Annotated in this window: 20 protein-coding genes and 1 tRNA gene; 4 read left to right on the top strand and 17 right to left on the bottom strand. The window is 63.0% G+C overall.

The window, feature by feature from the left end; translation table 11 throughout:
* Positions 1–199: 199 nt before the first annotated feature.
* The 15 genes from glgX to BCUN_RS01565 form a co-directional block, all read right to left on the bottom strand.
* Positions 200–2,323, bottom strand: a complete 2,124-nt coding sequence (gene glgX / locus BCUN_RS01635) for a glycogen debranching protein GlgX (protein WP_033517504.1) — start codon at positions 2,321–2,323, stop codon at positions 200–202.
* Positions 2,324–2,401: 78 nt separating this feature from the next.
* Positions 2,402–2,968, bottom strand: a complete 567-nt coding sequence (locus BCUN_RS01630; protein ID WP_152598178.1) for an NUDIX hydrolase — start codon at positions 2,966–2,968, stop codon at positions 2,402–2,404.
* Positions 2,969–2,996: 28 nt separating this feature from the next.
* The gene (locus tag BCUN_RS01625) at positions 2,997–3,935 is read right to left on the bottom strand and encodes a Nif3-like dinuclear metal center hexameric protein (protein WP_051920459.1); all 939 of its coding nucleotides are present in this window, start codon (positions 3,933–3,935) and stop codon (positions 2,997–2,999) included.
* Between the two features lie 40 nt (positions 3,936–3,975).
* Positions 3,976–6,798, bottom strand: a complete 2,823-nt coding sequence (gene polA, locus BCUN_RS01620; RefSeq protein ID WP_033517500.1) for a DNA polymerase I — start codon at positions 6,796–6,798, stop codon at positions 3,976–3,978.
* Between the two features lie 74 nt (positions 6,799–6,872).
* The gene (locus tag BCUN_RS01615) at positions 6,873–7,595 is read right to left on the bottom strand and encodes an ANTAR domain-containing response regulator (RefSeq protein WP_051920457.1); all 723 of its coding nucleotides are present in this window, start codon (positions 7,593–7,595) and stop codon (positions 6,873–6,875) included.
* A 122-nt stretch (positions 7,596–7,717) separates the two neighbouring features.
* Positions 7,718–8,326, bottom strand: a complete 609-nt coding sequence (locus BCUN_RS01610; protein WP_033517498.1) for an NUDIX domain-containing protein — start codon at positions 8,324–8,326, stop codon at positions 7,718–7,720.
* A 157-nt stretch (positions 8,327–8,483) separates the two neighbouring features.
* A tRNA-Leu gene (locus BCUN_RS01605) sits at positions 8,484–8,557 on the bottom strand.
* Positions 8,558–8,633: 76 nt separating this feature from the next.
* A complete protein-coding gene (gene epsC / locus BCUN_RS01600; protein ID WP_238552287.1) occupies positions 8,634–9,254 on the bottom strand; it encodes a serine O-acetyltransferase EpsC in 621 nt (206 codons plus the stop codon).
* A gap of 56 nt (positions 9,255–9,310) precedes the next feature.
* Entirely contained in the window at positions 9,311–10,243 is a 933-nt protein-coding gene (gene cysK, locus BCUN_RS01595) for a cysteine synthase A (RefSeq protein ID WP_033517958.1), read from the bottom strand.
* Between the two features lie 137 nt (positions 10,244–10,380).
* Positions 10,381–11,823, bottom strand: coding sequence for a pyruvate kinase (gene pyk, locus BCUN_RS01590; RefSeq protein ID WP_033517962.1), 1,443 nt, complete (start codon positions 11,821–11,823; stop codon positions 10,381–10,383).
* A gap of 151 nt (positions 11,824–11,974) precedes the next feature.
* Complete coding sequence (locus BCUN_RS01585) at positions 11,975–12,967, bottom strand: TerC family protein (RefSeq protein WP_033517964.1); 993 nt, start codon at positions 12,965–12,967, stop codon at positions 11,975–11,977.
* Between the two features lie 52 nt (positions 12,968–13,019).
* Positions 13,020–15,128, bottom strand: a complete 2,109-nt coding sequence (uvrB, locus tag BCUN_RS01580; protein ID WP_033517966.1) for an excinuclease ABC subunit UvrB — start codon at positions 15,126–15,128, stop codon at positions 13,020–13,022.
* 2 nt (positions 15,129–15,130) lie between these two features.
* Complete coding sequence (gene coaE, locus BCUN_RS01575) at positions 15,131–15,751, bottom strand: dephospho-CoA kinase (RefSeq protein WP_033517968.1); 621 nt, start codon at positions 15,749–15,751, stop codon at positions 15,131–15,133.
* A gap of 141 nt (positions 15,752–15,892) precedes the next feature.
* Positions 15,893–17,374 carry a 30S ribosomal protein S1 gene (gene rpsA, locus BCUN_RS01570; protein WP_033515524.1) on the bottom strand — a complete coding sequence of 494 codons (1,482 nt, stop codon included), beginning with the start codon at positions 17,372–17,374 and terminating at the stop codon, positions 15,893–15,895.
* A gap of 142 nt (positions 17,375–17,516) precedes the next feature.
* Positions 17,517–18,404, bottom strand: a complete 888-nt coding sequence (locus BCUN_RS01565) for a bifunctional methylenetetrahydrofolate dehydrogenase/methenyltetrahydrofolate cyclohydrolase (protein ID WP_033515522.1) — start codon at positions 18,402–18,404, stop codon at positions 17,517–17,519.
* A gap of 114 nt (positions 18,405–18,518) precedes the next feature.
* Here BCUN_RS01565 and BCUN_RS01560 point away from each other — a divergent pair, with 114 nt between their 5' ends.
* The 3 genes from BCUN_RS01560 to BCUN_RS01550 all read left to right on the top strand — a co-directional run bounded on the left by BCUN_RS01560 (position 18,519) and on the right by BCUN_RS01550 (position 21,409).
* Complete coding sequence (locus BCUN_RS01560) at positions 18,519–19,526, top strand: metal ABC transporter solute-binding protein, Zn/Mn family (RefSeq protein WP_051920455.1); 1,008 nt, start codon at positions 18,519–18,521, stop codon at positions 19,524–19,526.
* A gap of 150 nt (positions 19,527–19,676) precedes the next feature.
* Positions 19,677–20,564, top strand: a complete 888-nt coding sequence (locus BCUN_RS01555; protein ID WP_051920453.1) for a metal ABC transporter ATP-binding protein — start codon at positions 19,677–19,679, stop codon at positions 20,562–20,564.
* Between the two features lie 8 nt (positions 20,565–20,572).
* Positions 20,573–21,409, top strand: coding sequence for a metal ABC transporter permease (locus tag BCUN_RS01550; protein WP_033515519.1), 837 nt, complete (start codon positions 20,573–20,575; stop codon positions 21,407–21,409).
* 14 nt (positions 21,410–21,423) lie between these two features.
* Here the strand turns inward: BCUN_RS01550 and ispF are convergent, their stop codons facing one another.
* Entirely contained in the window at positions 21,424–21,909 is a 486-nt protein-coding gene (gene ispF, locus BCUN_RS01545; RefSeq protein ID WP_033515517.1) for a 2-C-methyl-D-erythritol 2,4-cyclodiphosphate synthase, read from the bottom strand.
* 5 nt (positions 21,910–21,914) lie between these two features.
* Positions 21,915–22,511: a CarD family transcriptional regulator gene (locus BCUN_RS01540; protein WP_033515514.1), complete on the bottom strand. Its 597-nt coding sequence runs from the start codon at positions 22,509–22,511 to the stop codon at positions 21,915–21,917.
* Positions 22,512–22,647: 136 nt separating this feature from the next.
* Here BCUN_RS01540 and glgB point away from each other — a divergent pair, with 136 nt between their 5' ends.
* Positions 22,648–24,897, top strand: a complete 2,250-nt coding sequence (gene glgB, locus BCUN_RS01535) for a 1,4-alpha-glucan branching protein GlgB (RefSeq protein WP_033515512.1) — start codon at positions 22,648–22,650, stop codon at positions 24,895–24,897.
* Position 24,898: the final 1 nt, after the last annotated feature.

Below are 24,898 nucleotides of genomic sequence, written 5' to 3'. Positions count from 1 at the left end.
GAGTTCCACCCTTTTCGTCTTCCCGGTTTTTCCGCTGCAGGGATTCATGGTAACACTGGGTGACAATTGCCTACAATCCGGCTCCTTCCTGGCCTGCCGTGTTGCAGCGGATCGCAGGCTGCGCTGGATGCAATGACCATGGCATCCCAGAGACGGACGGTACCCATGCCTCTTGGCATGGGTACCGTCTGCATGTCCGTCAGTACTTCCTGTCCTCGCGGTCTCGCTTGTCATCGCTCATGAGGAGCAGGAAGCTGCGTGACTGCGCCGTGATGGCGAAACCTGCCTCGTAGTTGAGTTCGGGACCCTTGGGGTTGTGGGTGTCCACCACCAGCTTCCACCGACGCCCGTATTGCTCATCCGGCAATGTGAACATGATGGGCTCGTAATGGGCATTGAAGATGAGGATGAAGTCGTTGTCGACCATCCGATTGCCGTACCAATCCGCCTCGGGAATGTCATTGCCGTTAAGGAACACCATGATCGAAAAGGCGTGCGTGTTGGACCATGCGTCCATGTCCATGATCGTGCCTTTATAATCGAACCATTCCACCTGTGGAAGCTGGTCCGGTTGCATGTCGCCGTCGCGTCCGGTGAAGAAGCGCCGCCGGTGCAGGACGGGATGTTCGAGGCGCATGTGCACGAGCTTCGAGACGAAGTCCAGCATGTCCTGCTGGTAGTCCTCAAGTTCCCAATGGGTCCAGGAGAGTTCGTTGTCCTGGCAGTACCCGTTGTTGTTGCCCAGCTGCGTGCGCGCGACCTCGTCGCCGCCGCAGATCATGGGGATGCCTTGGCTGAACAGGAGCGTGGAGAACATGTTGCGCATCTGGCGGTGGCGCAGTTCGTTGACGTCACGGATCGTGGTGGGGCCTTCCACCCCGCAGTTCCAGGAGCGGTTGTTGCTCTCGCCGTCGCGGTTGTCTTCCCCGTTGGCCTCGTTGTGCTTGTTGTTGTAGCTCACCAGGTCGTTCATGGTGAAGCCGTCATGCGCGGTGACGAAATTGATCGAGGCGACCGGCTTGCGTCCATTGTGCTGGTACAGGTCGGAGCTGCCCATGATGCGGCTGGCGAACTCGGGCAGCGTGGACGGCTGCGAGCGCCAGAAATCGCGCACGCAGTCGCGGAAGTGACCGTTCCATTCCGACCAGTTCGGGGGGAAGCCGCCGACTTGGTAGCCGCCGGATCCCAGGTCCCAGGGTTCGGCGATGAGCTTGACGCGGCTGATGATGGGATCCTGCTGCACGATGTCGAAGAATGCCGACAGCTTGTCGACTTCCTGGAACTGTCGTGCGAGTGTGGCCGCCAAGTCGAAGCGGAAACCGTCGACGTGCATTTCCTGCACCCAGTAGCGCAACGAGTCGGTGATCAGCTGCAGCGCCTGGGGTGAACGCATGAGCAGGGAATTGCCGGTTCCGGTGGTGTCGAAATAGTGCAGGGGGTCGTTGTCCACGAGACGGTAGTAGGACACGTTGTCGATGCCCTTGAAGCTCAGCGTGGGGCCCATGTGGTTGCCTTCCGCGGTATGGTTGTAGACCACGTCGAGGATGACCTCGATGCCGGCCGCATGGAACTGCTTGACCATGGAGCGGAATTCGTTGACCTGTTCGCCTCGTTGGCCTGAACTTGAGTAGGCGTTGTGGGGGGCGAAGAAACCGATGGTGTTGTATCCCCAGTAGTTGTTGAGTCCCTTCTCCTGGAGGAAGGGGTCGTTGACGAACTGGTGGATGGGCATGAGTTCGATGGCCGTCACACCCAGTGACTTGAGGTAGGAGATGACGCTTGGGTGCGCCAGTCCGGCATAGGTGCCCCGGATTTCCGGCGGCACGTGCTTGTTGAGGTTCGTCATGCCCCGGACGTGTGCCTCATAGATCACGGAGTCGGAATAGGGGATGAAGGGATGCTGGTCGTTGCCCCAGTCGAAGAAGGGGTTGATGACCGCCGATTTCATGGTGTGGGCTGCCGAGTCGAGGTCGTTGAGGTTGCCGGGGTTGTCCGCGTCGTTGAACCAGTATGAATAGAGGCTCTCGTCGCCGTCCACGTTGCCCTCGATGGCCTTGGCATAGGGGTCGAGGAGGAGCTTGTTGGGGTTGCACCATTCACCGTTGTTCGGGTTGTATGGGCCGTATACGCGGTATCCGTAGCGCTGTCCCGGCTGGATTCCCGGGACGTAGATGTGCCAGACATAGGAGTTCTGCTCCGTCAATTCGATGCGGGTCTCGTTGTCTTCGTCATCGAAGAGGCACAGTTCCACCTTCTGGGCCATCTTGGAGAACATTGCGAAATTCACGCCGGCGCCGTCATAGGTGGCGCCAAGGGGATACATGGATCCAGGTCTTGTCTGCATATGTTCCAGTATGGCATACACCTGTTCGTTTCGCCATGCGTATCATAGGCGACGGTGTCAGTCAAGGCGTTCGCGCAGCCGACGCAGCTCCTCGTGCTGGATTGCGATGATCGAATTGGAGGCCGTGATGGGCATCCTCTTGAGTTCCCGCCAACTGACCCAGGCGGATTCGACATGCTCGTCCGGGTCGAATTCGGTGGGTGCATGATGCCATCCGTCGAGGTGGATGACGCTGATGTGTGCAAGCTCGTCGGTCATGCCTTCCGACGAATAGCAGTCGCCGACATGGTCGATCCGGGGTGTTCCGTCGGGGACGACACCGGTTTCCTCTCGCAATTCACGCAAGGCCGCATGCTGCGGCGGCTCATGGGCGTCGATGAGGCCGGCCGGCAACCCGTAGGCGTAGATGCCGGAACCGGCACGGTACTCCCGCTCGACGAGGTATCGGTCGGCAGCGGCATCGTGCACGAGCATGACCACGCACGGCGCGTGCTCGATCACCTGGCGGGTGATGACCGTGCGGTCGCCGTTCCTGTGCGTCAGGGCGATACGCCGTTCGTGGACGCTGAAGATCGCCCCCGTGTACTCGGTGACATCGGAGAGGATGCGCGCGGGCACTTCCATGTTCAGGTCGTCGCCTTTCCACGTGATCTCATGCAGGTCGTTCGATGCCACGTCCCTCTGTCCTTCCTGCCGTAGCGTTGCTGCCGACGACCATGTCCCATGGGTCGGTATTGGTCTTGTCCCAATGCACTTCGGGCCGGTCACCTGTCGCCATTTGCACGGCATCCGGCACGTCATGCATGGCATAGGCGAACCACATCGATTCAATGGCGCTGTGCGGCGTATTGATGAGGGCGGGACGCATATGTGCATCGCCATGTCCCACCATGATCCCCTTGGCACGCAGGAAAGCCTCATAGGCAGCCTGCTGCAGTTCGTCGGTGGCGGGATGGTGACGCAGGTCACTGGTGACGTAGACATCGACGCCCAGTGCATTGATCTCGGGGAACATGGAGTCACCGGAACCGGGCATCACCGCGACTGTCTCCACCATGGCATCGAGGTCTCCGGCAACCTGGACGCCCAGGTTGGTGGCGGGCAATGCTTCCGCGACCACGTGGGCGAAGGACCGCAGCGTCATGGGCTCGGGCAATCGCCCTACCCTGCCCAGGCCTACGGGATGCGCGTAGGAAGGATCGGCGATGGGCTGGAGCGGCGTCTGGTCGACCAGGCCGAAGCCGTCGGCGGCCGCCATGCCGACGCCCCGCCATGCGGCATCCGCGTTGGTATGGCCGACCCACAGGCCACAATGTACCTCGTTGAGCATGCGCACGATGCGGCCGCGGAACCCCATGCCGGAGACTTCATGCACGGATCGGAAGAACAGCGGATGGTGGGTGACGAGCAGATCCGCTCCCCCGCCGACGGCGCGCTGCACCACGTCCATCGTCGGGTCGGCGGCGAAGACGATGGATTGCACGGAATCCTCCAGATCGCCTACGATGAGGCCCGGATGGTCCCACTCTTCGGCATAGCGCAGCGGATACAGCGTCTCAAGTATGTCCACGACCTGTTTGAGGTTCGCCATAGGTCATTTCCCTTTCATGTCTCGCTCGGAGCAGGCCGTGTCAGTGTGCAGCAGCCTGCCAATTGGGGCCGACGCCCGTGGAGACGTCAAGGGGCACTGCCAGGTGTACGGCATGTTCCATGGCGTCCTTGACGAGAGGAACCACGACTTCCTGCTCGCCGGTCGCGATTTCCACGACGAGTTCGTCATGGATCTGCAATGCGATGCGGCTGTGCAAGCGCCTGTCGTCGAGCGCGCGCTGGGCCCGGATCATCGCGATCTTCATGATGTCTGCTGCCGATCCCTGGATGGGCGCATTGAGCGCGCCACGTTCGGCGGCGTCGCGGGCCGTGCGGTTGAGGGAACGCAGCTGCGGGAAGTAGCGGCGCCGTCCGAAGATCGTCTCCGTGTAGCCGGTCTTGCGCGCGTTCGACACCAGGGTTTCCAGGTAGTCATGTACCTTGCCGAAGGTCTGGAAGTACTGGTTCTTGAGGTCGTTGGCCTCACGGGTAGAGACCCCCAGTTGCTGGCTGAGCCCATACGTGCTCAGGCCGTAGGCCAACCCGTAGCTCATGGCCTTGACGTGGCTCCGCTGGTCGGCGCTGACCTCCTCAGCCGGTATGCCGAATACCAGTCCTGCCACGTACCGGTGGAAATCCGCACCGGAACGGAACGCTTCGATCAGGGCCTCGTCGCCGGACAACTCGGCCATGATGCGCAACTCGACTTGTGAATAGTCGGCGCTGAGCAGGGATTCGAAGCCCTCCCCCGGAATGAACCCCGAACGGATCTCACGGCCGTCCGCATTGCGGTTCGGGATGTTCTGCAGGTTCGGGTCCACCGAACTGAGCCGTCCCGTGGTCGTCACGGTCTGCGTGAACGTGGTGTGGATGCGGCCGTCGGCAGGGTTGATGGCATCCAGCAGGGTGCGCACGATCTGCTGGAGCTTGTTGGTCTCCCGATGACGCAGGAGCGCCCCCAGGAACCGATTGTCCCGGCTGCCTTCCTCGGAACGCTCGAACAGCGTCTGCAAGGCGGCAGCATTGGTGCTGTAGGACCCCTTCTTGGTCTTCTTGGTGGGTTCCAGCCCCATCTCCTCGAACAAGACGGTGCCCACCTGCTTGGGGCTGCCCATGTTGATCTCGTGGCCGGCTGCTTCCTGGGCCAGTTGCTTCATCTGTTCCGACTCGACGGCGAACTGGTCGTAGAGCCCCTGCATGCGGCTGCGGTCCACGGCTGCGCCGGTCCGTTCCATCAGGAACAGGACACGGGATGTCGGCAACTCGATGTCGCGCAACAGCGGATACTGGCGGTGTTCCTCGATGAGAGGCGCCAGGCAATGGCCCAAGGCCGTGACATAGGCGGCCAGGCGGATGCATCGGCCCCCTGCATCACCGCCATCGGTGTCATCCCCGAGGTCAAGCGTTCCCTGCGAAGTGTCGTCCGACGATTCCACCTCGACGTCGAGGAAATGCTCGGCGCACTCCTGGATTGAATCGCCCTGGAAATCGGGTTCCATGAGATAGCCCGCCAAGTGCGTGTCGAACAGGACCATGGGCAGGTGCAGACCGGCTGCCGCGAGCATGTGCGCATGTTCCTTGTAGCCGTGCACCACCAAGGTCGATGCATGCATGTCCAGCACGCGCTGGAGCATCGCCTGCAGGGTCCCGTCGTGAGGATCCACGCATATGGCGTGTCCATCCGCCATGAGCGCCATGCGGTCGATGCGGACATGCCCCGGCTTGGCGCTCCCGTCCGCCACGAGCGTCCAGGATTGTTCGACTGCCTGCGTACATTGCGTGGTCTCGCGATGGAACTCCCCCACCACGTTGAGGGAGGCATCGGGAGCCGACTCATATGAGGCAGGGACCGGGCAATGTTGCTGCACCCATGCCTCCAGCGAGGCCGGGGAGTCGACGGCATCCACCATCGGATCGTCGATGGCGCCGGAACTTGCGGTCTCCGGCAACGCATACTCGGCTACCGGGGCGTCGTTGAAGGTCTGCAGCAGTTTCTTGCGTGTCCTGGACCCGAATTGCAGCGTGGAGAACAGGCTTTCCACATCGGCTGGGTGCACCGTACCGAACGTCAGGTCCTGGATCGTGACGTCCAGGTCGAGGTCGCGGACCAAGGCGTTGACCTTGCGGTTGAGCTTGACCTGGTCGATGTGCTCGCGGAGGGCTTCTCCCTTCTTGCCCTTGATGTCGTCGGCATGCTCGATGATGCCCTCGAGCGAACCGTACTGGTTGATCCATTTCGCAGCGAACCCGTCGCCGACGCCTGGCACGCCGGGGATGTTGTCAGCCGTCTCGCCCCGCAATGCCGCCAAGTCGGGGTACTGTGCCGGCGTCACATGGTACTTCTCCTCCACCGCCTCAGGCGTCATGTGCCTGAGTTCCTTGAAGTGGTATCCCGGATACAGTACGGTGATGTCACGGTCGATGAGCTGGAAGGCATCACGGTCACCGGACAGGACCAAGGTCCGGTACCCTGCCGTCTCGCCCATGGTCGCAAGGGTGGCGATGACGTCGTCTCCCTCGTATCCCGGCTTCTCGACATAGGTCACGCCGAGCGCCTTGAGGGCATCCTGGATGAGCGGCAGCTGGCTGAGCAGCTCCTCGGGTGCCGCTTCGCGAGTGCCTTTGTACTGGGTGAGCAACTCGTTGCGGAATGTACCTCCCTTGACGTCGAAGGCTATGCCGAGATGGTCGGGCCGTTCCGTCTCGATGACCTGGGACAGCATGGTCAGGAACCCGTATACGGCATTCGTGGGCTGGCCGTCACTGGTGGTGAAGTTGTCCACGGGAAGGGCGTAGAAGGCCCGGAAGGCCAATGAGTGGCCGTCCACTACCAGCAATGTTCCCTGAGAAGCCACCTTCCGCACCTTCCGTCGTCTTGTTCCATAAGTGCCGGGGAGTGCCACATCGTGTACGGCCGCCCCGGCCTTGACTGTCCTTGTTACTGTTCGTCCGGTTCGCCGGCAGGCTCGTCGCCGTACTTCTCGATGATGGCCATCGCCAGGCGCTTCTTGGGGATGCGCTGGTCCATGGATGTCTTCTGGATCCAGCGGAACGCTCCCTGCTCGGAGAAGTTCGCCTTGTCCATGAGCAGTCCCTTGGCGCGGTCCACCAACTTGCGCTCCTCGAGGGTGTCCTGGGTCTTCTTGAGCTTGGCCTCGGCGTCCTTGAGCTGTTCCTGGGTCTCGGCCAATGCCTGTTCGCCACGTTCGACGCTATCCAACAGGTCGTTGATTTCCGCAAAACGTCCCATGGCCACGGCCAAGGCCGGCAGAAGCTTCGACTCCTCGTAGGGCTTGGTCACATATGCCATGGCTCCTGCGCCGATTGCCTGCTTGACGAGGTCGGCCTGGGAGAATGCGGTGAGCATGACCACCGGAGCCAGGTTCTCGTCGCAGATCACGCTGGCGGCGGTAATGCCATCCATATGTGGCATCTTCACATCCATGCAGACCACGTCGGGCTTCAGTTCGCGAGTCAGCGCGATGGCTTCCTCACCGTTGGCCGCCTGGCCTACGACGTCGTAGCCATTGTCCTCGAGCATAGCCACCAGGTCCATGCGGTTGACGGATTCGTCCTCGGCGACGACCACGGTCGGGGCATGCCGCTCCTGCGCCCCGGGTGTCGCTTCCTGCTGCGTCTGCGGTTCATCCTGCTCTGCCATGAGCCCTCGCTTCCTGATATGGGGTCCTCCGTGCACGCGTATGGGAGCGCGTGTTCTTTCCACAGTGAAGTATAACAGCAGGGAAACACGGCGACGATGGCCGTGTTCCCCTGCCTGGATGCTCATTCCGTCGCAGGCGTGTCAGCAATCAGGTGGTTGGGCGACTCATAGAGCCGTTGGATGGCAATGATGGACTTGGCATCCAGGATGGTCCCGTTGACCACTAGCTTGTATGCCTCTTCCGGCGTGAAATAACGCACCGAGGACAGCAGGGCATCATCGCCCTCCTGGTCCACGGGGACCAGGTCGTTGGCGAAGAACAGGGCAGTGTACTGGGTGGAATAGCTGGGGGTGTTGATGAAGCGGCAGAACTGGGTGAGGTAGCCTGCACGGTATCCCACTTCCTCGGCGAGCTTGCGTTGCGCCACGTCCATGGGACGCTCGCCCGGATGGATGGCATGGCCGGCGGGGATCTCCAGGGTCCACCGGTGTACCGGGATGCGGTATTGTTCGATCAGTGGGATCCTGCCGTCGGCGGTCAGGCCGATCACCCCGACGGAGTCGCCGTTGTTCTTGTGCAGTATCAGCCGCTCGAAATGCCCGATTTCACGCGATTCGAACGCCACGCGGTCGACATTGAAATAATGGCTCGCCAATACCGTTTCCCTGGATTCCTCGTTGACCGGGGTGGCACGCCACGGATCGAAGCGACGGTAGGTTTCCTTGGTCATGGTTCTCCTTCCTTCAGCACATGCTGGGCACCATTGTATCGAAGACGGCACGGGGACGGCTGGAACTGGCGTTTCCGTGCGGTCAGCGAACAGGTCAATGGATACGGTACAAAGACAGGGGTCCTGCCACCGCGGTGGCAGGACCCCTGTCGTCGGGTGCCCCCGGTGGGACTCGAACCCACACTGCGCAGATTTTGAGGCTGCTTCCTCTACCAATTGGGATACAGGGGCGTCGCATGCTTCCATGCGCCACGTGTGAGTATAGTACACGGTCTCCCATTGCGCAATTCCTTGCGCGTATCCCCTGTCACCTATGGCGCAGATGCGAGGGTACGCCGACCGCCGTCTGTCCGGCCGGCACGTCGTGCAGCACGACTGCACCGGCCCCCACCTGCGCCCCGTCACCGATGGTGACAGGGCCAAGCACCGTACTGCCGCACCCCAGAAGCACGTTGTTCCCTACGGTGGGATGACGCTTGCCATGCCCCTTGGCGGTCCCTCCAAGCGTGACTCCGTGGTACATCAGGACGTCGTCGCCGATCTCGGCCGTCTCGCCGATCACGATGCCCATGCCGTGGTCAATCACCAGCCGGGCGCCGATCCGTGCGCCTGGGTGGATTTCGATGCCGGTCAGGTGACGGCCGACCTGTGACAGGAGACGCGCGGTGAACCGCAACCCGTGCATCCAGAGACTGTGACTGGCACGGTGCAGCAGCGTAGCGTGGACTCCGGGATAGAGCAAGAGAATCTCGATCTTGGAGCGAGCCGCGGGGTCACGCTTCTGGTAGGCGCCGAGCATGTCATCCAAGCCCCGCAGCCTGCGGCGCAGGATGCCGATGCCCTCCACGCCATGCCGACGCAGGACCGTCGGTCGCCCGGAGGACTGTCTTCCGGAGGAAATCTGCGGAGAGACGTACGGTTTGCTCATGGAGAATGCCTTTCTTGGCCATGGCGCCTGGAGGCCGAAAGCACGGCCGGCGCGAATCAGTCGGCGAACAGTGCGGTGGACAGGTAGCGGTCCCCGCTGTCAGGCAGGACAACGACGATGGTCTTGCCGGCGGCTTCGGGACGCTTGGCGACCTGGATGGCGGCCCACATGGCCGCTCCGGAGGAGATGCCTACGAGGATCCCTTCCTCCTGCCCCACCATGCGCGCCGTCGCCATGGCATCGCCGTCCGTCACCGTCATGATTTCGTCGATGAGGGTGCGGTCGAGGATGGACGGCACGAATCCTGCACCGATGCCCTGGATCGCATGCTTGCCGGCACGGCCCTGGGACAGCACCGGCGACCCGGCCGGTTCGACGGCGACCACGGTGAGGTCGGGATTGCGCTCCTTGAGGTAGCGTGCGGTACCGGTGAGAGTGCCGCCCGTGCCCACGCCGGCCACCAGGTAGTCCACGTTGCCGTCGGTGTCACGCCAGATCTCGGGCCCGGTGGTGCCATAGTGGGCCTGCACGTTGGCGGGGTTGTCGAACTGACCCGCGATGACACTGCCTTCGATCTGTTCGTGCAGCTCATTCATCTTCGCGATGGCACCCTTCATGCCTTCTGCGCCCGGGGTGAGCACCAGCTCGGCCCCGTAGGCCTTCATGAGGCGTTGCCGTTCGACGCTCATCGAGTCGGGCATGACGATGATGACCCGGTAGCCTCGTGCCGCACCTACGCTCGACAGGCCGATGCCCGTGTTGCCGGATGTCGCCTCGATGACGGTGCCGCCCGGACGGAGCGTCCCGTCATGTTCGGCAGCGTCGATGATGGCACGGGCGGCGCGGTCTTTCACCGACCCCGTGGGATTGAGATATTCGAGTTTGGCGAGGACGGAGGCGTCGAGGCCTTCCTCGTGCTCGATGACGCGCATGTCCAGCAGGGGCGTGTCTCCGATGAGTTCGTCAGCGCTTGTGTGGATCCTGGTCATTTGCAGCTCCTTGTCATGGGTGGGACGTCGATGCATCCTAGAATAGGATACGCGACCCACAATCCCGCGGGGCGGGACAGGTCCTAATGGACCTGTCCCGCCCCCGCGGGATTGTGCTACCATTGGCAGGTTTGCGTTCAGTCGCAGGCGCCGACGGTGTGCACGTATATGGAATCGGTGCGGCCGGGCTGGTGGTCGCCCTGTGCAGAGCTGAGCACCACGATCTTGTCGCCGTTGGACACCTTGCCGGCTTCGCGCAAGACCTTGTCGGTGAAGATCATGAGGTCCTTGCGGGACATGTCATGGTAGTCCTCGTCGAGCAGGATGCCTTCGGTGCCCCAGCTCAGCGCGAGCCAGTGGTAGGTGTGCTCGTTGGTGGTCAGGCCGTAGATCGGCGTGGCCGGACGCTCGCGGGACACGCGATGCACGGTGGAACCGGTCTGCGTGTAAGCCACGATGGCCTTGGCGTTGAGCTTGTCGGCCAGATCGACCGCAGCGGAAGACACGGCACCGGTGCTGGACATGTCGAGGTCCTTGAGCTTGGGGATGCGGTCGAAGCCATGCTCGGTCGCATAACCCGAGATGCGGGACATGGTGAGCACGGTCTCGGTCGGGTATTCGCCGACGGCGGTCTCGTTGGAGGTCATGGTGGCGTCGGCGCCGTCCAGGACCGCGTTGGCGCAGTCGGAGGCCTCGGCGCGGCTCGGCACCGGGGAATGCACCATGGAGCCGAGCACTTCGGTGGCCACGATCACGGGCTTGGCGTACTGGCGGGAGAGCTCGATGCAGCGCTTGGTGACCAGCGGCACCTCTTCGAAGGGCATTTCGACGGCCATGTCGCCACGGGCAACCATGATGCCGTCGAACACCTTGACGATGTCCTCGAGGTTCTCCACGGCCTGCGGCTTCTCGATCTTGGCCACGATCGGGATGCGGCGCCCCTCTTCGTCCATGATCTCATGCGCGCGGTCGATGTCGGTGGCAAAGCGCACGAAGGACATGGCGATGATGTCGGCGCCGGTCTGGATCGCCCAACGCAGGTCCTGCTCGTCCTTCTCGGTCAGGGCCGGCAGGGAAACCGCCACGCCCGGCAGGTTGATGCCCTTGTGGCTGGACACGGGGCCCGCCACGACGACCTTGGTGTACACGTTGTTGCCCTCGACCTTGGTGACCTCGAGACGCACCTTGCCGTCGTCGATCAGGATGGGGTCGCCCGGATGGCAGTCGCCCGGAAGCCCCTTGAAGGTGGTGGAAGTGATGTGTTCGTCGCCTTCGACGTCATCAGTGGTGATGATAAACTCCTGGCCTTCCTTCAGCTGGACCTTGTCCTCGCCTTCGGCGTTCTTCTTGAACCAGCCGCAACGGATCTTCGGGCCCTGCAGGTCGACCAGCACTGCGACGTTACGGCCGGTGGCCTTGGAGGCCTGGCGCACGTTGTTGTATACGCGCAGGTGATCCTCAGGGGTTCCGTGCGAGCGGTTCAGTCGAACCACGTCCATGCCCGCCTCGACGAGCTTCGTGAGATTCTCGAGCGATTCGGTGGCGGGACCGATGGTGTCTACGATCTTGGCTTTACGCATGTATGCCTACCTGTTCTTTCTGTTGTCACTCCGCGGGCAACCCCGCGAATGCCATCACCCAGCTTACCGCAATACCTCCATCACGCAAGCCGCTCCGGCGTTTTTTTGTGAGCGCTAACAAACATTGATCCCGCTATGTTCTCCCTGATGGTCAGCGAGACTGCGCGGAGGATGCATCCACCTTGCGCATCTTGATCAAGCTGGCGAGCGCAGCACCTCCGATTGCAACCACGATGACGGCCAGCGAGAGCCACGTGGGGATCTCCGGGACGGCGCTGATGGGACGTCCGCCGTTGAGGAAGGGCAAGGTATTGCCGTGGAGGGCCTCCATGATGAGCTTGATGCCGATGAAGCCCAGTACGATGGACAGGCCGGCCGGCAGGTAGACCAGCTTGTCGAGGAGGGCACCCAGAAGGAAGTAGAGCTGCTGCAGGCCGAGCAGCGCGAAGATGTTCGAGGTGAAGACGATGAAGGGATCCTTGGTGAGCCCGAAAATGGCGGGGATGGAGTCGAAGGCGAACATGACGTCGGTGGTACCGATGGTCAGGAAGACGATGAGCATGGGTGTCCAGTACTTCACGCCGTCCTTGGTGGTGCGCAGCCGCTCTCCGTCGTAGTCATTGGTGATGCGGGTCACGCGGCGCAGGAGCCGGATCAGCCCGTTCTCGTGGAATTCCTCATCGTCGTCCTCTCCCCTGGCGACCTTGACGGCAGTGTAGATGAGGAAGGCGCCGAACAGGAAGAACACCCAGGTGAACCGTTCGATCAGCGCAGCACCGACGAGGATGAAGATGCCACGCAGCACCAGTGCTATGGTGATGCCGACCGACAGCACGAATTTCTGCAGCTGGCGGGGCACTGCGAAGTTCGACATGATGATGACGAACACGAAGAGGTTGTCGATGCTCAGGGAATATTCGGTGAGCCAGCCCGAGTAGAACTCGATGGCCGGCCGTGTCCCTGCCACCCACCAGATGAGTGCCCCGAAGACGAGGGCCATGGCCACGAAGAAGGCGATGTGCTGGACGCATTCCTTGGTGGAGGGGACATGGGGGCGACGACCCAGCACAAACAGGTCCACGATGAAAAAGATGCCGAGCACGACGAACGTGCCGATCATGAATGCAAGGGGTGTCTCTGCCATAAACCCCCAGCTTACGGGCGCGCGCAGACGGCATGACCGTCAAGTGCGCCCCTCACTCCTGGGCTTGGGTCATGGCCCGCAGTTCCTTCTTCAGGTCCCTGATCTCGTCACGCAGTCGGGCGGCCAGCTCGAACTGGAGTTGCTCGGCGGCGGTATGCATCTGGTCGCTGAGCTCCCGGATCAGCCCTGCAAGGTCCTGGGCAGGCAATCCTGCCTTGAGGATTTCCTCATGACGACGGTCCATGTCGGCATCGCTGGTGACGGGGACGCCCAAGTGGCTGTTGCCGGCCTTGCCTGCATTGCGATAGCCGCCCTCCAGGAGTTCCTTCGTGTCCACGTCCTCCTTGGCAAGCATGTCGTTGACGTCGCTGATCTTCTTGATGAGCGGCTTGGGGTCGATGCCATGCTCCTTGTTGTAGGCGATCTGGATGTCGCGGCGACGGTCGGTCTCCGAGATGGCCTGCTCCATTGCGGCAGTCACCGTATCCGCATACATGAGGACGGTGCCGTCCACGTTGCGGGCGGCGCGGCCGATGGTCTGGATGAGCGACCGATAGGAACGCAGGAACCCTTCCTTGTCCGCATCCAGGATCGCCACCAGGGAGACCTCGGGCAGGTCGAGGCCTTCGCGCAGCAGGTTGATGCCGACGATCACGTCGATCTTCCCCTCGCGCAGTTCACGCAGCAGCTCGACACGGCGCAGGGTGTCCACGTCGGAATGGAGGTACTCCACCTTGATGCCACGCTCAAGCAGGTAGTCGGTGAGGTCCTCGGCCATTTTCTTGGTCAGGGTGGTCACCAAGGTGCGCTCACCGCGGTCGACGCGGTCCTTGATCTCCGCGAGCAGGTCGTCGACCTGTCCTTCCACGGGGCGTACCTCCACTTTGGGGTCGACCAATCCGGTAGGACGGATGATCTGTTCGACCACCCCGTCCGACAGGCCCAGCTCATAGTCTCCCGGGGTCGCTGAAAGGTACACGGTCTGCCCGGTGCGCTCCAGGAACTCAGGCCACTTGAGCGGTCGGTTGTCCATAGCAGAGGGCAGGCGGAACCCATGCTCGACCAAGGTCCGCTTGCGGCTGGCGTCCCCTTCGTACATCGCCCCGATCTGCGGCACCGTGGCATGCGATTCGTCGATGACGAGCAGGAAATCATCGGGGAAGAAATCCAGGAGCGTGTGGGGAGGCGTGCCGGGGGCGCGCCCGTCGAAATGCCTCGAGTAGTTCTCCACGCCGGAGCAGACACCGACCTGGGAGAGCATCTCCAGGTCGTAGGTGGTCCGCATGCTGAGGCGCTGCGCCTCGAGTTCCTTGCCCTGCTGGCGCAGTTCGGCGACCCGATGATCGAGTTCCTCCTGGATGGACGCCAGGGCCTTGGCCATGCGTTCGGGGCCCGCCACGTAATGCGACGCCGGGAAGATGTGGACCTCGCTCTCCTCGCCCACGACGTCGCCGGTCAGGGGATGCAAGGTGGAGATGCGGTCGATCTCATCGCCGAAGAACTCGATGCGGATGGCCAGCTCCTCGTAGACGGGAATGATCTCCACCGTGTCGCCGCGCACCCGGAAGGTTCCGCGCGCGAAGGCGATGTCGTTGCGCTTGTACTGCATGTCCACGAACAGGCGCAGGAGCCTGTCGCGGTCGATCTGCTGGCCCTGCTTGAGGAAGAGCATGCGTCCTGCATACTCCTCGGGGGTGCCCAGGCCGTAGATGCAGGAGACAGTGGCGATCACCACGCAATCGCGCCGGGTGAGCAGGTTGGCAGTGGCGGCGTGACGGAGTCGCTCGACATCATCGTTGATGTTCGAATCCTTCTCGATGTAGGTATCCGTCTGGGGTATGTATGCCTCGGGCTGGTAATAGTCGTAGTACGAGACGAAATAACTCACTGCGTTGTCCGGCATGAGCTCGCGGAATTCCGCGCACAGCTGGGCCGCCAGCGTCTTGTTGGGCTCGATGATGAGGGTGGGGCGCTGCAGGCGTTCGACCAGCCATGCGGTGGTCGCCGTCTTGCCGGTGCCGGTGGCGCCCATGAGCACCACGTCGTTCTCGCCATTCTCGATGCGGGTGGCGAGTTCCTCGATTGCCTTGGGCTGGTCACCCGAAGGACTGTACGGTGATTTGACCACGAAGGGTTTGTCGATGCGAACGATGTCTCCCATGTCTATTCCATCTCCCTGATCCATGAATCAACCAGCATATCAACCGTTTCGAACATCTGTTCCATTGGACGGTCCGAATCGATGACATGGTCCGCAATGGCCAGACGGGATTCCTCGTCTCCCTGCTCCCGGACGCGTACCAGCGCCGTCGACCGGTCCATTCCCCTCGTCTCGACCAGGCGGCGGACCCGCACATCGACAGGCGCCACTACCGTGACGACATGGTCGAAGCGGAAGGGAAGCCCATCGATCACTTGGGCAAGCAAGGGCACGTCATGCACGACGACGTGGGGACGTCCGTCGGAGAGGATTCGCCGCTCTTCCCGTTCGGCCATCCGATAGACCAGGGGATGCATGATGGCGTTGAGGTCCGCCAACGCCCGACCGCGGTCGTCCTGGCCGAAGACATGCCTGCCCAGGGCGACACGGTCCACGCCCCCCTCCGCGTCCAGGATGTCGTCGCCGAACCTCGCAGCCAACCGCAGGATCGCGGGCGACTGCGGCTCCTGCAACATGCGGGTGAGCTTGTCGTAGTCGATGACCTGCGCACCCTGTGCAGCCATCCGCGACGCCACGGTGCTCTTGCCCGCGGCAATGCCACCTGTCAGTCCAATACGTCTCATGGTCATGCGGCCCAGTATATGCCATGCGTCCATGCGCAGAGCCGAAGGCGCATTATGGGGAAGGGGCGGCCGTGGCCACATGGCCACGGCCGCCCCTTCCCCAATGGCATGTCATTTCATGCCAAGGTCAGTGACGTAAGATCACTTCTTCTCGCTGAGCAGCTGCTCGCGCAGGGCAGCCAGCTGGTCGGAGTCGGCGAGGGTGCCGTTGGAGTCGGACTCGGAGGAATAGTTGGAGACTTCCTCGACCTTCTCCTCGCGGCGGGAACCCTGGCCATCCTCGGCTGCGGAAGCTTCGGCGTTCTCCAGCTCCTTGGCCACGAACTCCTTGTGCTGCTCCCACAGGTCGTGGGCGGCCGCATACTGGTTCTCCCACTCCTCGCGCTGCTTCTCGTATCCGGCGATCCACTCGTTGGTGTTCGGGTCGAAGCCTTCCGGGTACTTGTAGTTGCCCTCGTCGTCGTACTCGGCCGGCATGCCGTAAAGTGCCGGGTCGAAGTCCTCGGAAGCCGGGTCGACGGAGTCGTTGGCCTGCTTGAGGGACAGGGAGATGCGGCGACGGTCGAGGTCGACGTCGATGACCTTGACGAAGACCTCCTCGCCCGGCTTGACGACGGTCTCGGGGTTCTCGACGTGGCGATTGGCAAGCTCGGAGATGTGCACCAGGCCCTCGATGCCGTCCTCCACGGAGATGAAGACACCGAACTGGACGATCTTGGTGACCTTGCCACGCACGATCTGGCCTGGCACGTGGGTGCGGGCGAAGCGCTGCCACGGATCCTCCTGGGTGGCCTTGAGCGACAGGGAGATGCGCTCGCGGTCCAGATCGACATCGAGCACCTCGACGGTGACCTTGTCGCCGACCTTGACGACCTCGGATGGGTGGTCGATGTGCTTCCAGGAGAGCTCGGACACGTGGATCAGGCCGTCCACGCCACCAAGGTCGACGAAGGCGCCGAAGTTGACGATGGAGGACACGACGCCCTCGCGGATCTGGCCCTTCTTGAGCTGCGACAGGAAGGTCTCGCGCACCTCGGACTGGGTCTCCTCGAGGTACTGGCGACGGGACAGGACCACGTTGTTGCGGTTCTTGTCGAGCTCGAGGATCTTGGCCTTGATCTTCTGGCCGATGTACGGGGACAGGTCGCGGACGCGACGCATCTCGACCAGGGAAGCCGGCAGGAAGCCACGCAGGCCGATGTCGACGATGAGGCCGCCCTTGACGGCTTCGATGACGGTGCCTTCGACGACGCCGTCGTCTTCCTTGATCTTCTCGATGTCGCCCCAGGCGCGCTCGTATTGGGCGCGCTTCTTGGACAGGATCAGACGGCCTTCCTTGTCTTCCTTGGTGACGACAAGCGCCTCGATGGTGTCGCCGACCTTGACGACCTCGTCGGGATCGACGTCCTTCTTGATGGAAAGCTCACGGGAGGGAATGACACCCTCAGTCTTGTAGCCGATGTCGAGGAGGACCTCGTCGCGGTCGACCTTGACGACCACGCCCTCGACCAGGTCACCATCGTCGAAGTTCTTGATGGTGGAATCGACTGCCTTGATGAAGTCGTCGACGGTGCCGATGTCGTTGATGGCGACCTTTTCGACTTCCTTATTGTTCTCTGCCATGTAAATGTGGTTCTTACGAATAGTTGGGTGGATAATATCGTTGTTCAGTTATCAGCGGGCACAATGCCCGCAATCAAGGGAACATCGTATCCCAAGAGGTGGTCATTGCGCAATGTCAAGTCGTTGGCGTGTCGAATTGGCGTCATGCCGACAGACCGGCCTTCCGCTCCGCCATCTCAACGACATTGGCCAGCAGCATGGCACGCGTCATGGGACCTACCCCGCCGGGATTCGGCGAGTATGCCCGCACCTTGGAATGGCAGGCAGGATCGACGTCGCCACGCACACGCATGCGTCCCGTGTCCGGATCGGCCACCCGGGAGACGCCCACGTCCACCAGCACCGCGTCGTCCCCGACCATCGACGGCGTCACGAATCCGGCTCTTCCCACTGCTGCAATCACCACGTCGGCCCGACGCACGTAGTCGACCATGTCCTTGGTGCCAGTGTGGCATTGCGTCACCGTGGCATTCACGTCGCGGCGCCCCAGCATGAGCCCCATGGTGCGCCCGATGGTGATGCCGCGGCCCAGTACGCACACGTCCGCCCCGTCCAGTTCGATGCCGTAATGGCGCAGCAGGACCAGCACGCCACGCGGCGTGCACGGCAGCGGCGTCCGTGGTTCCCCGTCGACGTGCAGCACCAGTTGCCCGAGGTTGGTCGGATGCATGCCGTCGGCGTCCTTGGCTGGGTCGATGGCGTCGATCACCGCATGCTGGTCCACTCCGCGCGGCAACGGCAACTGCACGATATAGCCGGTGCATGCGTCATCGGCATTGAGTGCGCGAACCACGTCCAGGATCTCCTCCTGGGTCGCATCCGCCGGCAGCTCGTGGCGGATGGAAGCTATGCCCACCTGCTCGCAGTCACGGTGCTTGCCGGCCACGTATTTCATCGACCCGGGGTCCTGTCCGACCAAGACCGTCCCCAGGCCCGGCGTGACGCCCATCGCGCGCAGACGTGACACCCGTTGCGCCAAGTCGCGCCTGACGCTCTCAGCGAGCCCCTTGCCGTCGAGTATGATTGCCATCTGGAACACCCTTTCCACGTTCCGGTACGCTTCCATCACGTATGGTACGGCAAGGCGAACATCTCGCGGTACCACATTCCACGGCTGCTGCCGGCACCGTCAGGAGGAACAAGCATGACGCTCACAGGAATGAGCAACCGTATCAGGGCCGCAGTGGCGGCCTGCCTTTGCATCGCGGCCCTGGGGGGACTGGAAGGATGCTCCCTCGCCAGCGAGCCCGGCGACGATGCATCGACCGCCCCGAGCCCGACATCACCCTCGCCTATCAAGGTGGTGGCCACCCTGAACCAATGGGGATCCCTGGCCGAACAGATCGGAGGCAGTGCGGTGCAGGTCACGTCGCTCCTCTCTTCCGGGTCGGGCGACGCCCACGGATTCGAGCCCGACTCCCAGGACATCAAGGCATTGGACGAAGCGGCCATCGTCCTCGTCAACGGCGCAGGCTACGACGACTGGGCGACGCGGCACGTGCCTTCCTCCGCCACCATCATCTCGGCCAGCCAGGTCGTGGGCGCCATGGATGGCGACAATCCGCACCTGTGGTTCTCCCGGGATGCCCGCTTCGCCGTGGCGAAGGAGCTGGCGGAGGCCTTCACCCGCGCCGACCGGTCCCGCCAGGAGCTCTTCGAAGGCAATCTCGCCACTTGGAAACAGAAGGAGCAGTCGCTCGAGGACCGGATGCACAAGTTCGGCAAGGAGCATGCCGGCCTGACCTATGCCGCCACGGAAGACGTGGCCTACTACCTCATGAGCGACATCGGGTTCAAGGACACGACGCCCGCAGCCTACCGGCAATCCGCGGCGAACGGGGAAGACCCCTCGGATACCGCCCTCAAGTCCTTCGTGGCGTTGCTCGCGGACGACAGACCCGACCTGCTTGTCAGCAATCCCCAGGCCCCTGACGTGGCCAATGACACCCTGACCTCTGCGGCGAAGGCACACGACGTCCCCATCGTAGAGGTGACCGAACAGATGCCAGGCGATTGCAAGGACCTGACCGACTGGATCGAACGGCTCTTTACGCGCATCAGCGACGCCGTCGAGGACGGGGACAGCGTGAGCGGCCAGGCAGCCTCGCCAAGCACCACCGGGGCGTCGGACCCGGACGACAACGACGCATGACCTCATTTGGCAATCCGTTCCCCGGCGACGGATTGCCACGCGCATCTCGTTGACGAGAATGACTGTCAATAGCAATTGCCAAACCGCAGCTGGCCGATGCACCGCACTCCGGCAGCTGACTGAAGGCCAACACATCCAAGGAGCCATGCATTGGGAACAACGAACGAACCCTGCATCATATGTGACGACATCGCCATCCAGCGCGGCGACACCACCATCTGGAGCCACGGGACCTTCACCATCCCCCGCGGTACGGTCACCGCAATCGTGGGCACCAACGGCGCCGGCAAGACCACGCTGCTCCAAGCCGAACTCGGGCTCATCCCCCTGTCCCATGGAACCATGACGGTGCTGGGTGGCGCCCCCGGCACCACCAACGGCAGGATCGGGTACGTGCCCCAAAGCTACACGTCCGAGATCGATTCGAGTCTCACTGCGGAACAGTCGGTGCTCCTGGGGCTGACGGGAACCCGGTTCGGGTTCCACTTGGTCTCCCGCGCCCAGCGTTCCAAGGCGCTCGAGGCCATGGAGTTCATCGGCATCAGCGACAAGGCGCACTTGCGCCTGTCCGAGCTTTCCGGCGGCCTTCGCCAGCGCGTCGCCATCGCACAGGCCCTGGTGAGCGACCCCGAACTGCTCATGCTGGACGAGCCCCTGGCGAACCTGGACCTCGCGAGCCAGCGAACGACCGTGCACATCCTGCGCAAGCTCAACCGGGAACTGGGCATGACCATCCAGGTCGTCGCACACGACCTCAACATGCTCCTGCCCATCCTCACGGGCGCCGTCTACCTTCTCGACGGCCACCCGCATTACGCACGCCTCAACGAGGTGCTGGACTCCAAGCTCCTCACCCATCTCTACGGCACCGAGGTGCAGGTGGTCACCACCCCCCAGGGCGACATGTTCGTCATGCCCGGCCTGGATGACCTCGACCCCGGCATCCGGGACATGCACGACACCCGGGAGCTGGCACGCAGCCACCAGCACGCGAAGCATACGACCACGCATCACACGCACACACAGACAGGCAGGTAAGCAGGACCATGCAGCCATTCACCTACGATCCCCAATGGATGGAGACCCTCACCGCACCGTTCATGGCGAACGCGTTCCTCGCCGGATTGTGCATCGCCTGCGCCGCGGGAGTGATCGGTTACTTCACCCTGGCACGCAGCTCCACCTTCGCCGCCCATGCCCTGGCGCACATTGCACTGCCGGGTGCCACCGGTGCGGTGCTCATCGGGCTGCCGGTCTTCTTCGGCATGGCCGGTTTCGCCTTGGCAGGGGCCTTGGTCATCGCCTCATTGGGGAAACGCGCTTCGGAACGCGAGATCGCGACGGGCACCGTCCTGGCCTTCGCCACCGGATTGGGCCTGTTCTTCGCCCGCATGTCCTCGTCGGCTTCGCAGCAGCTGCAGGCGATCCTCTTCGGTTCCATCCTGACGGTCACCAAGGACCAGATCGTCGGCTTCGCCATCTTCGACGTCCTGGTGCTGCTCGCCATCGCCGCTGTCTATCGTCCGCTTCTGTTCAGTTCGTTGGATGAACAGGTCGCCCGCGCCAAGGGCGTCCCCGTATCCCTCATGAACGTGCTGTTCCTGGCAATCCTTGCCGGAGTGATCACCATCGCGGTACCGGCCGTGGGAACGCTGCTGATCTTCGCGCTCGTGGTCACACCGGCCGCCACCGCCACCATGCTGACCAGCACTCCCCTGCGCGCCATCCTCCTGTCGACGGCGCTGTGCCTGGTGTCGATCTGGGGCGGCCTGGTGCTGTCCACCATGTTCCCGGCGCCCCCGAGCTTCGTGATCGTCACCCTGTCCACCCTGTTCTGGGCATCGGCGAAGGCGTGGCAGACGATGCACGGGCATCGGCGCTGAGGAAGCCCACCCCCTCAGGTCCGCGCGACGTCCATGAGGACGTTGGCCATGGCGGCGATGCCTTCGCCATGGCCGGTGAATCCCATGCCGTCGGTGGTCGTGGCGGTCAGCGATACCGGACAGTGCAGGATGGATCCCAGGGCCTGCTGGGCCTCGACCCGCCGCGGCCCCACCTTCGGCCGGTTGCCCACCACTACGACCGAGGCGCTGCGCAGCGTGCAGCCGCGGGAGCGCAGCATGTCCGCCACGGTGGACAGCATGGCATCGCCGCGCATGCCGCTGCCCAACGACTGCGGCCCCACGCCGAACAGGGAGCCGATGTCCCCCAGGTCCGCGGCTGCGCAGCACGCATCAATCAGGGCGTGCACGACGACGTCGCCGTCCGAGTCCCCCTCGATGCCCTGCCCCTCCCATTGCAGCGTGGCAAGAAAAAGGGGCCGGGAATCCGAGGCGAACCGATGCGCGTCGAATCCCAGGCCCGTCGACAAACGGTTGTCCATGGCGCTTATTTCTTCTTGGACTTCTTGCCCTCGGCCTCGATGCGGGCGAGCGTGGCGGAGGCCGCCTCCTTCGGGGCCTGGGTATGGTGGTCCTTGTCCCCGGGCTGCGGGTCGGCATATCCCAGGTTGACGTCGAGCAGTCGCTGCGCCTCCTCTTCCTCGAGCTTTTCGGACAGGGCGATCTCGGAAGTCAGGATGCTCCTGGCCTTGGTGAGCATGCGCTTCTCGCCGGCGGACAGACCATGCTCATCCACGTCGCGCTGTGCAAGGTCACGGACCACCTCGGCGATCTTGTTCACGTCACCGGTGGCGATCTTCTCCACGTTCAGCTTGTAGCGGCGCGACCAGTTCATCTCCTTCTCGATGATGGGGGTGCGCAGGATCTCGAAGACCTTGGCGACCTCGTCGCCATCGACGATGTCACGCACGCCGACCTGCTGGACATTGTCGACCGGGACGAAGATCTCCAGGTCGTCCGAGGAAAGGACGGACAGCTTGAGGTATTCACGGGTCACGCCCTTGACCGTACGCTCAGTGACCGCCTGCACTTTTGCCGCGCCGTGGCGCGGATATACGACCATATCGCCGACTTGATATCCCATGAATCCTCCGTGAGAATAACCAAAAAACCCTATTGATTATGCCACTTCGGATGGACTTGGTGTGTTTTGTCAAAAAACTGGAGAAATTTTGTCCAAAACGCACCCGGTCTTACGAAAAAGTGCTTATCCTCAATACATGACAAACTCTACATTCGACATGCAAGCCATCGTCCCCGTCAACGATGACCAACTGGACGCCGTAAGCAAGGCGGCATTCTACAATCCGCACCAGATTCTCGGTGCACATCTCAGCGAGGGGCAATACGCCGATAGCGTCACCATCCGCGTGCTGCGCCCCCACGCCAAGTCGGTCGGCATCATCACCGCCGACGGCGAGACCGAGGCGGTCCCCGAACACAACGGCATCTTCGTCGCGGTCGTACCCGCCGTCGCCGGCAAGGACGGTCCGACGGTCCCCTCCTACCGTATCCGCACCGAGAACGAGGACGGTTCGGTCCGGGTCGGCGACGACCCCTACCGCTACCTTCCCACGGTCGGCGACATGGACCTCTACCTCTTCGGCGAGGGACGCCACGAGCGTCTCTGGGAGGCCATGGGCGCGCGCGTCAAGCGATATGACGACCCCATGGGCGGCAACGACGGCACCCCCGGGCAGCAGGTCATCGGCACCGCCTTCACTGTATGGGCCCCCAATGCCCACGCGGTACGTGTCGTGGGCGACTTCAACCACTGGGACGGCACCGAGTATGCGATGCGCGAGCTGGGTTCCTCCGGCGTCTGGGAACTGTTCATCCCGGGCGTGCAGCCCGGCGAGATCTACAAGTTCCACATCCTCAACGCCTACAACAACTGGGAGATGAAGGCCGATCCCATGGAGCGCTCCCACGAGATTCCCCCGCGCACGGGGTCGATCGTCGTCGATTCCACGCACGAATGGGAGGATGCCGACTGGATGGCACGACGCGCACAGCGCGACCCCCACCAGGGCCCGGTAAGCATCTACGAAGTGCACGCCAACAGCTGGCGCAAGGACGTGCACAACTACCGCGAGCTGGCCGACCAGCTGGTGCCCTATGTGCAGAAGCTGGGCTATACCCACGTGGAATTCATGCCCCTGGCCGAGTATCCCTTCGCCGGCTCCTGGGGATACCAGGTCACCGGCTACTACGGGGTGGATTCACGTCTGGGCGGCCCGGACGACTTCAAGTATCTCGTCGACCGCATGCACGAGGCCGGCATCGGCGTCATCATGGATTGGGTGCCCGCCCACTTCCCCAAGGATGCCTTCGCCCTGGGTCGCTTCGACGGCACCCCGCTGTACGAGGACCCGGACCCGCTGCGCGGCGAGCATCCCGACTGGGGCACGTACATCTTCAACTTCGGCCGTCGCGAAGTGCGCAACTTCCTCGTGGCAAATGCCTGCTTCTGGCTTGACGAGTACCACGTCGACGGCTTGCGGGTGGACGCGGTGTCCTCCATGCTCTACCTCGACTACAGCCGCGATGCCGGCCAGTGGCATCCCAACAAGTTCGGCGGCCGCGAGAACCTCGAGGCAATCGACTTCATCAAGGAAGCCAACGCCACGGCGTACAAGAACAACCCCGGCATCATGATGATCGCCGAGGAATCCACCGCCTACCCCGGCGTCACGGCACCCACCGACCAGGGAGGCCTGGGCTACGGACTCAAGTGGAACATGGGCTGGATGCACGACACCCTCGAGTACCTGCACGAGCAGCCGATCAACCGCAAGTGGCACCACGACGAGATCACCTTCTCCATGGTGTACGCCTATTCCGAGCACTATGTACTGCCCATCAGCCATGACGAGGTGGTGTACGGCAAGGGCTCGCTCTTCGGCAAGATGCCGGGCGACGACTGGCAGCGGTATGCCGGCGTACGTCTGCTGTTCGCGTACCAGTGGGCGCATCCCGGGAAGAACCTCTCCTTCATGGGCAACGAGCTTGCCCAGTACGGGGAATGGGACTACAACGGACAGCTCGACTGGGATTGCCTGAACTGGCCCGACCACCGCGGCGTACAGGACCTGGTCAGCGACCTCAATGCCCTGTACAAGGCCTCCCCGGCCCTCTGGAGCCAGGACTTCACGCCGGACGGCTTCCAGTGGCTGACCAGCGACGACTCCGACCACAACACGCTCAGCTTCGAACGCATCGGCAAGGACGGCGAGCAGATGGTCGTCGTGGCCAACTTCTCCGGCAGCGCCTGGCAGGATTACCAGGTGCCGCTGCCCAAGGGCGGCCGGTGGAAGGAAGTGCTGACCACCGACGACGCCAAGTACGGCGGCTCGGACATCCACAACACGGACATCCAGGCCGATGCCGGCGCCTACCACTCCCGTGACTGGTCCACGCGCATCACGGTGCCCGCGCTGGGCGTCGTCTTCCTGGTGCCGCAGGACTGAG

The sequence above is a fragment of the Bifidobacterium cuniculi genome (assembly GCF_000741575.1).
In the GTDB taxonomy this organism is placed as follows: domain Bacteria; phylum Actinomycetota; class Actinomycetes; order Actinomycetales; family Bifidobacteriaceae; genus Bifidobacterium; species Bifidobacterium cuniculi.
Note: the sequence above shows the minus strand (reverse complement) of the source record. Positions and strands in the feature narration are given on the sequence as shown.

Excerpts from the sequence above, each read along its gene's own strand:
- glgX (WP_033517504.1), bottom strand. The coding sequence starts at position 2,323 with ATGTATCCCCTTGGCGCCACCTATGACGGCGCCGGCGTGAATTTCGCA.
- BCUN_RS01630 (WP_152598178.1), bottom strand. The coding sequence starts at position 2,968 with ATGGAAGTGCCCGCGCGCATCCTCTCCGATGTCACCGAGTACACGGGG.
- BCUN_RS01625 (WP_051920459.1), bottom strand. The coding sequence starts at position 3,935 with ATGGCGAACCTCAAACAGGTCGTGGACATACTTGAGACGCTGTATCCG.
- BCUN_RS01615 (WP_051920457.1), bottom strand. The coding sequence starts at position 7,595 with ATGGCAGAGCAGGATGAACCGCAGACGCAGCAGGAAGCGACACCCGGG.
- BCUN_RS01610 (WP_033517498.1), bottom strand. The coding sequence starts at position 8,326 with ATGACCAAGGAAACCTACCGTCGCTTCGATCCGTGGCGTGCCACCCCG.
- epsC (WP_238552287.1), bottom strand. The coding sequence starts at position 9,254 with ATGAGCAAACCGTACGTCTCTCCGCAGATTTCCTCCGGAAGACAGTCC.
- cysK (WP_033517958.1), bottom strand. The coding sequence starts at position 10,243 with ATGACCAGGATCCACACAAGCGCTGACGAACTCATCGGAGACACGCCC.
- pyk (WP_033517962.1), bottom strand. The coding sequence starts at position 11,823 with ATGCGTAAAGCCAAGATCGTAGACACCATCGGTCCCGCCACCGAATCG.
- BCUN_RS01585 (WP_033517964.1), bottom strand. The coding sequence starts at position 12,967 with ATGGCAGAGACACCCCTTGCATTCATGATCGGCACGTTCGTCGTGCTC.
- uvrB (WP_033517966.1), bottom strand. The coding sequence starts at position 15,128 with ATGGGAGACATCGTTCGCATCGACAAACCCTTCGTGGTCAAATCACCG.
- coaE (WP_033517968.1), bottom strand. The coding sequence starts at position 15,751 with ATGAGACGTATTGGACTGACAGGTGGCATTGCCGCGGGCAAGAGCACC.
- rpsA (WP_033515524.1), bottom strand. The coding sequence starts at position 17,374 with ATGGCAGAGAACAATAAGGAAGTCGAAAAGGTCGCCATCAACGACATC.
- BCUN_RS01565 (WP_033515522.1), bottom strand. The coding sequence starts at position 18,404 with ATGGCAATCATACTCGACGGCAAGGGGCTCGCTGAGAGCGTCAGGCGC.
- BCUN_RS01560 (WP_051920455.1), top strand. The coding sequence starts at position 18,519 with ATGACGCTCACAGGAATGAGCAACCGTATCAGGGCCGCAGTGGCGGCC.
- BCUN_RS01550 (WP_033515519.1), top strand. The coding sequence starts at position 20,573 with ATGCAGCCATTCACCTACGATCCCCAATGGATGGAGACCCTCACCGCA.
- ispF (WP_033515517.1), bottom strand. The coding sequence starts at position 21,909 with ATGGACAACCGTTTGTCGACGGGCCTGGGATTCGACGCGCATCGGTTC.
- BCUN_RS01540 (WP_033515514.1), bottom strand. The coding sequence starts at position 22,511 with ATGGGATATCAAGTCGGCGATATGGTCGTATATCCGCGCCACGGCGCG.
- glgB (WP_033515512.1), top strand. The coding sequence starts at position 22,648 with ATGACAAACTCTACATTCGACATGCAAGCCATCGTCCCCGTCAACGAT.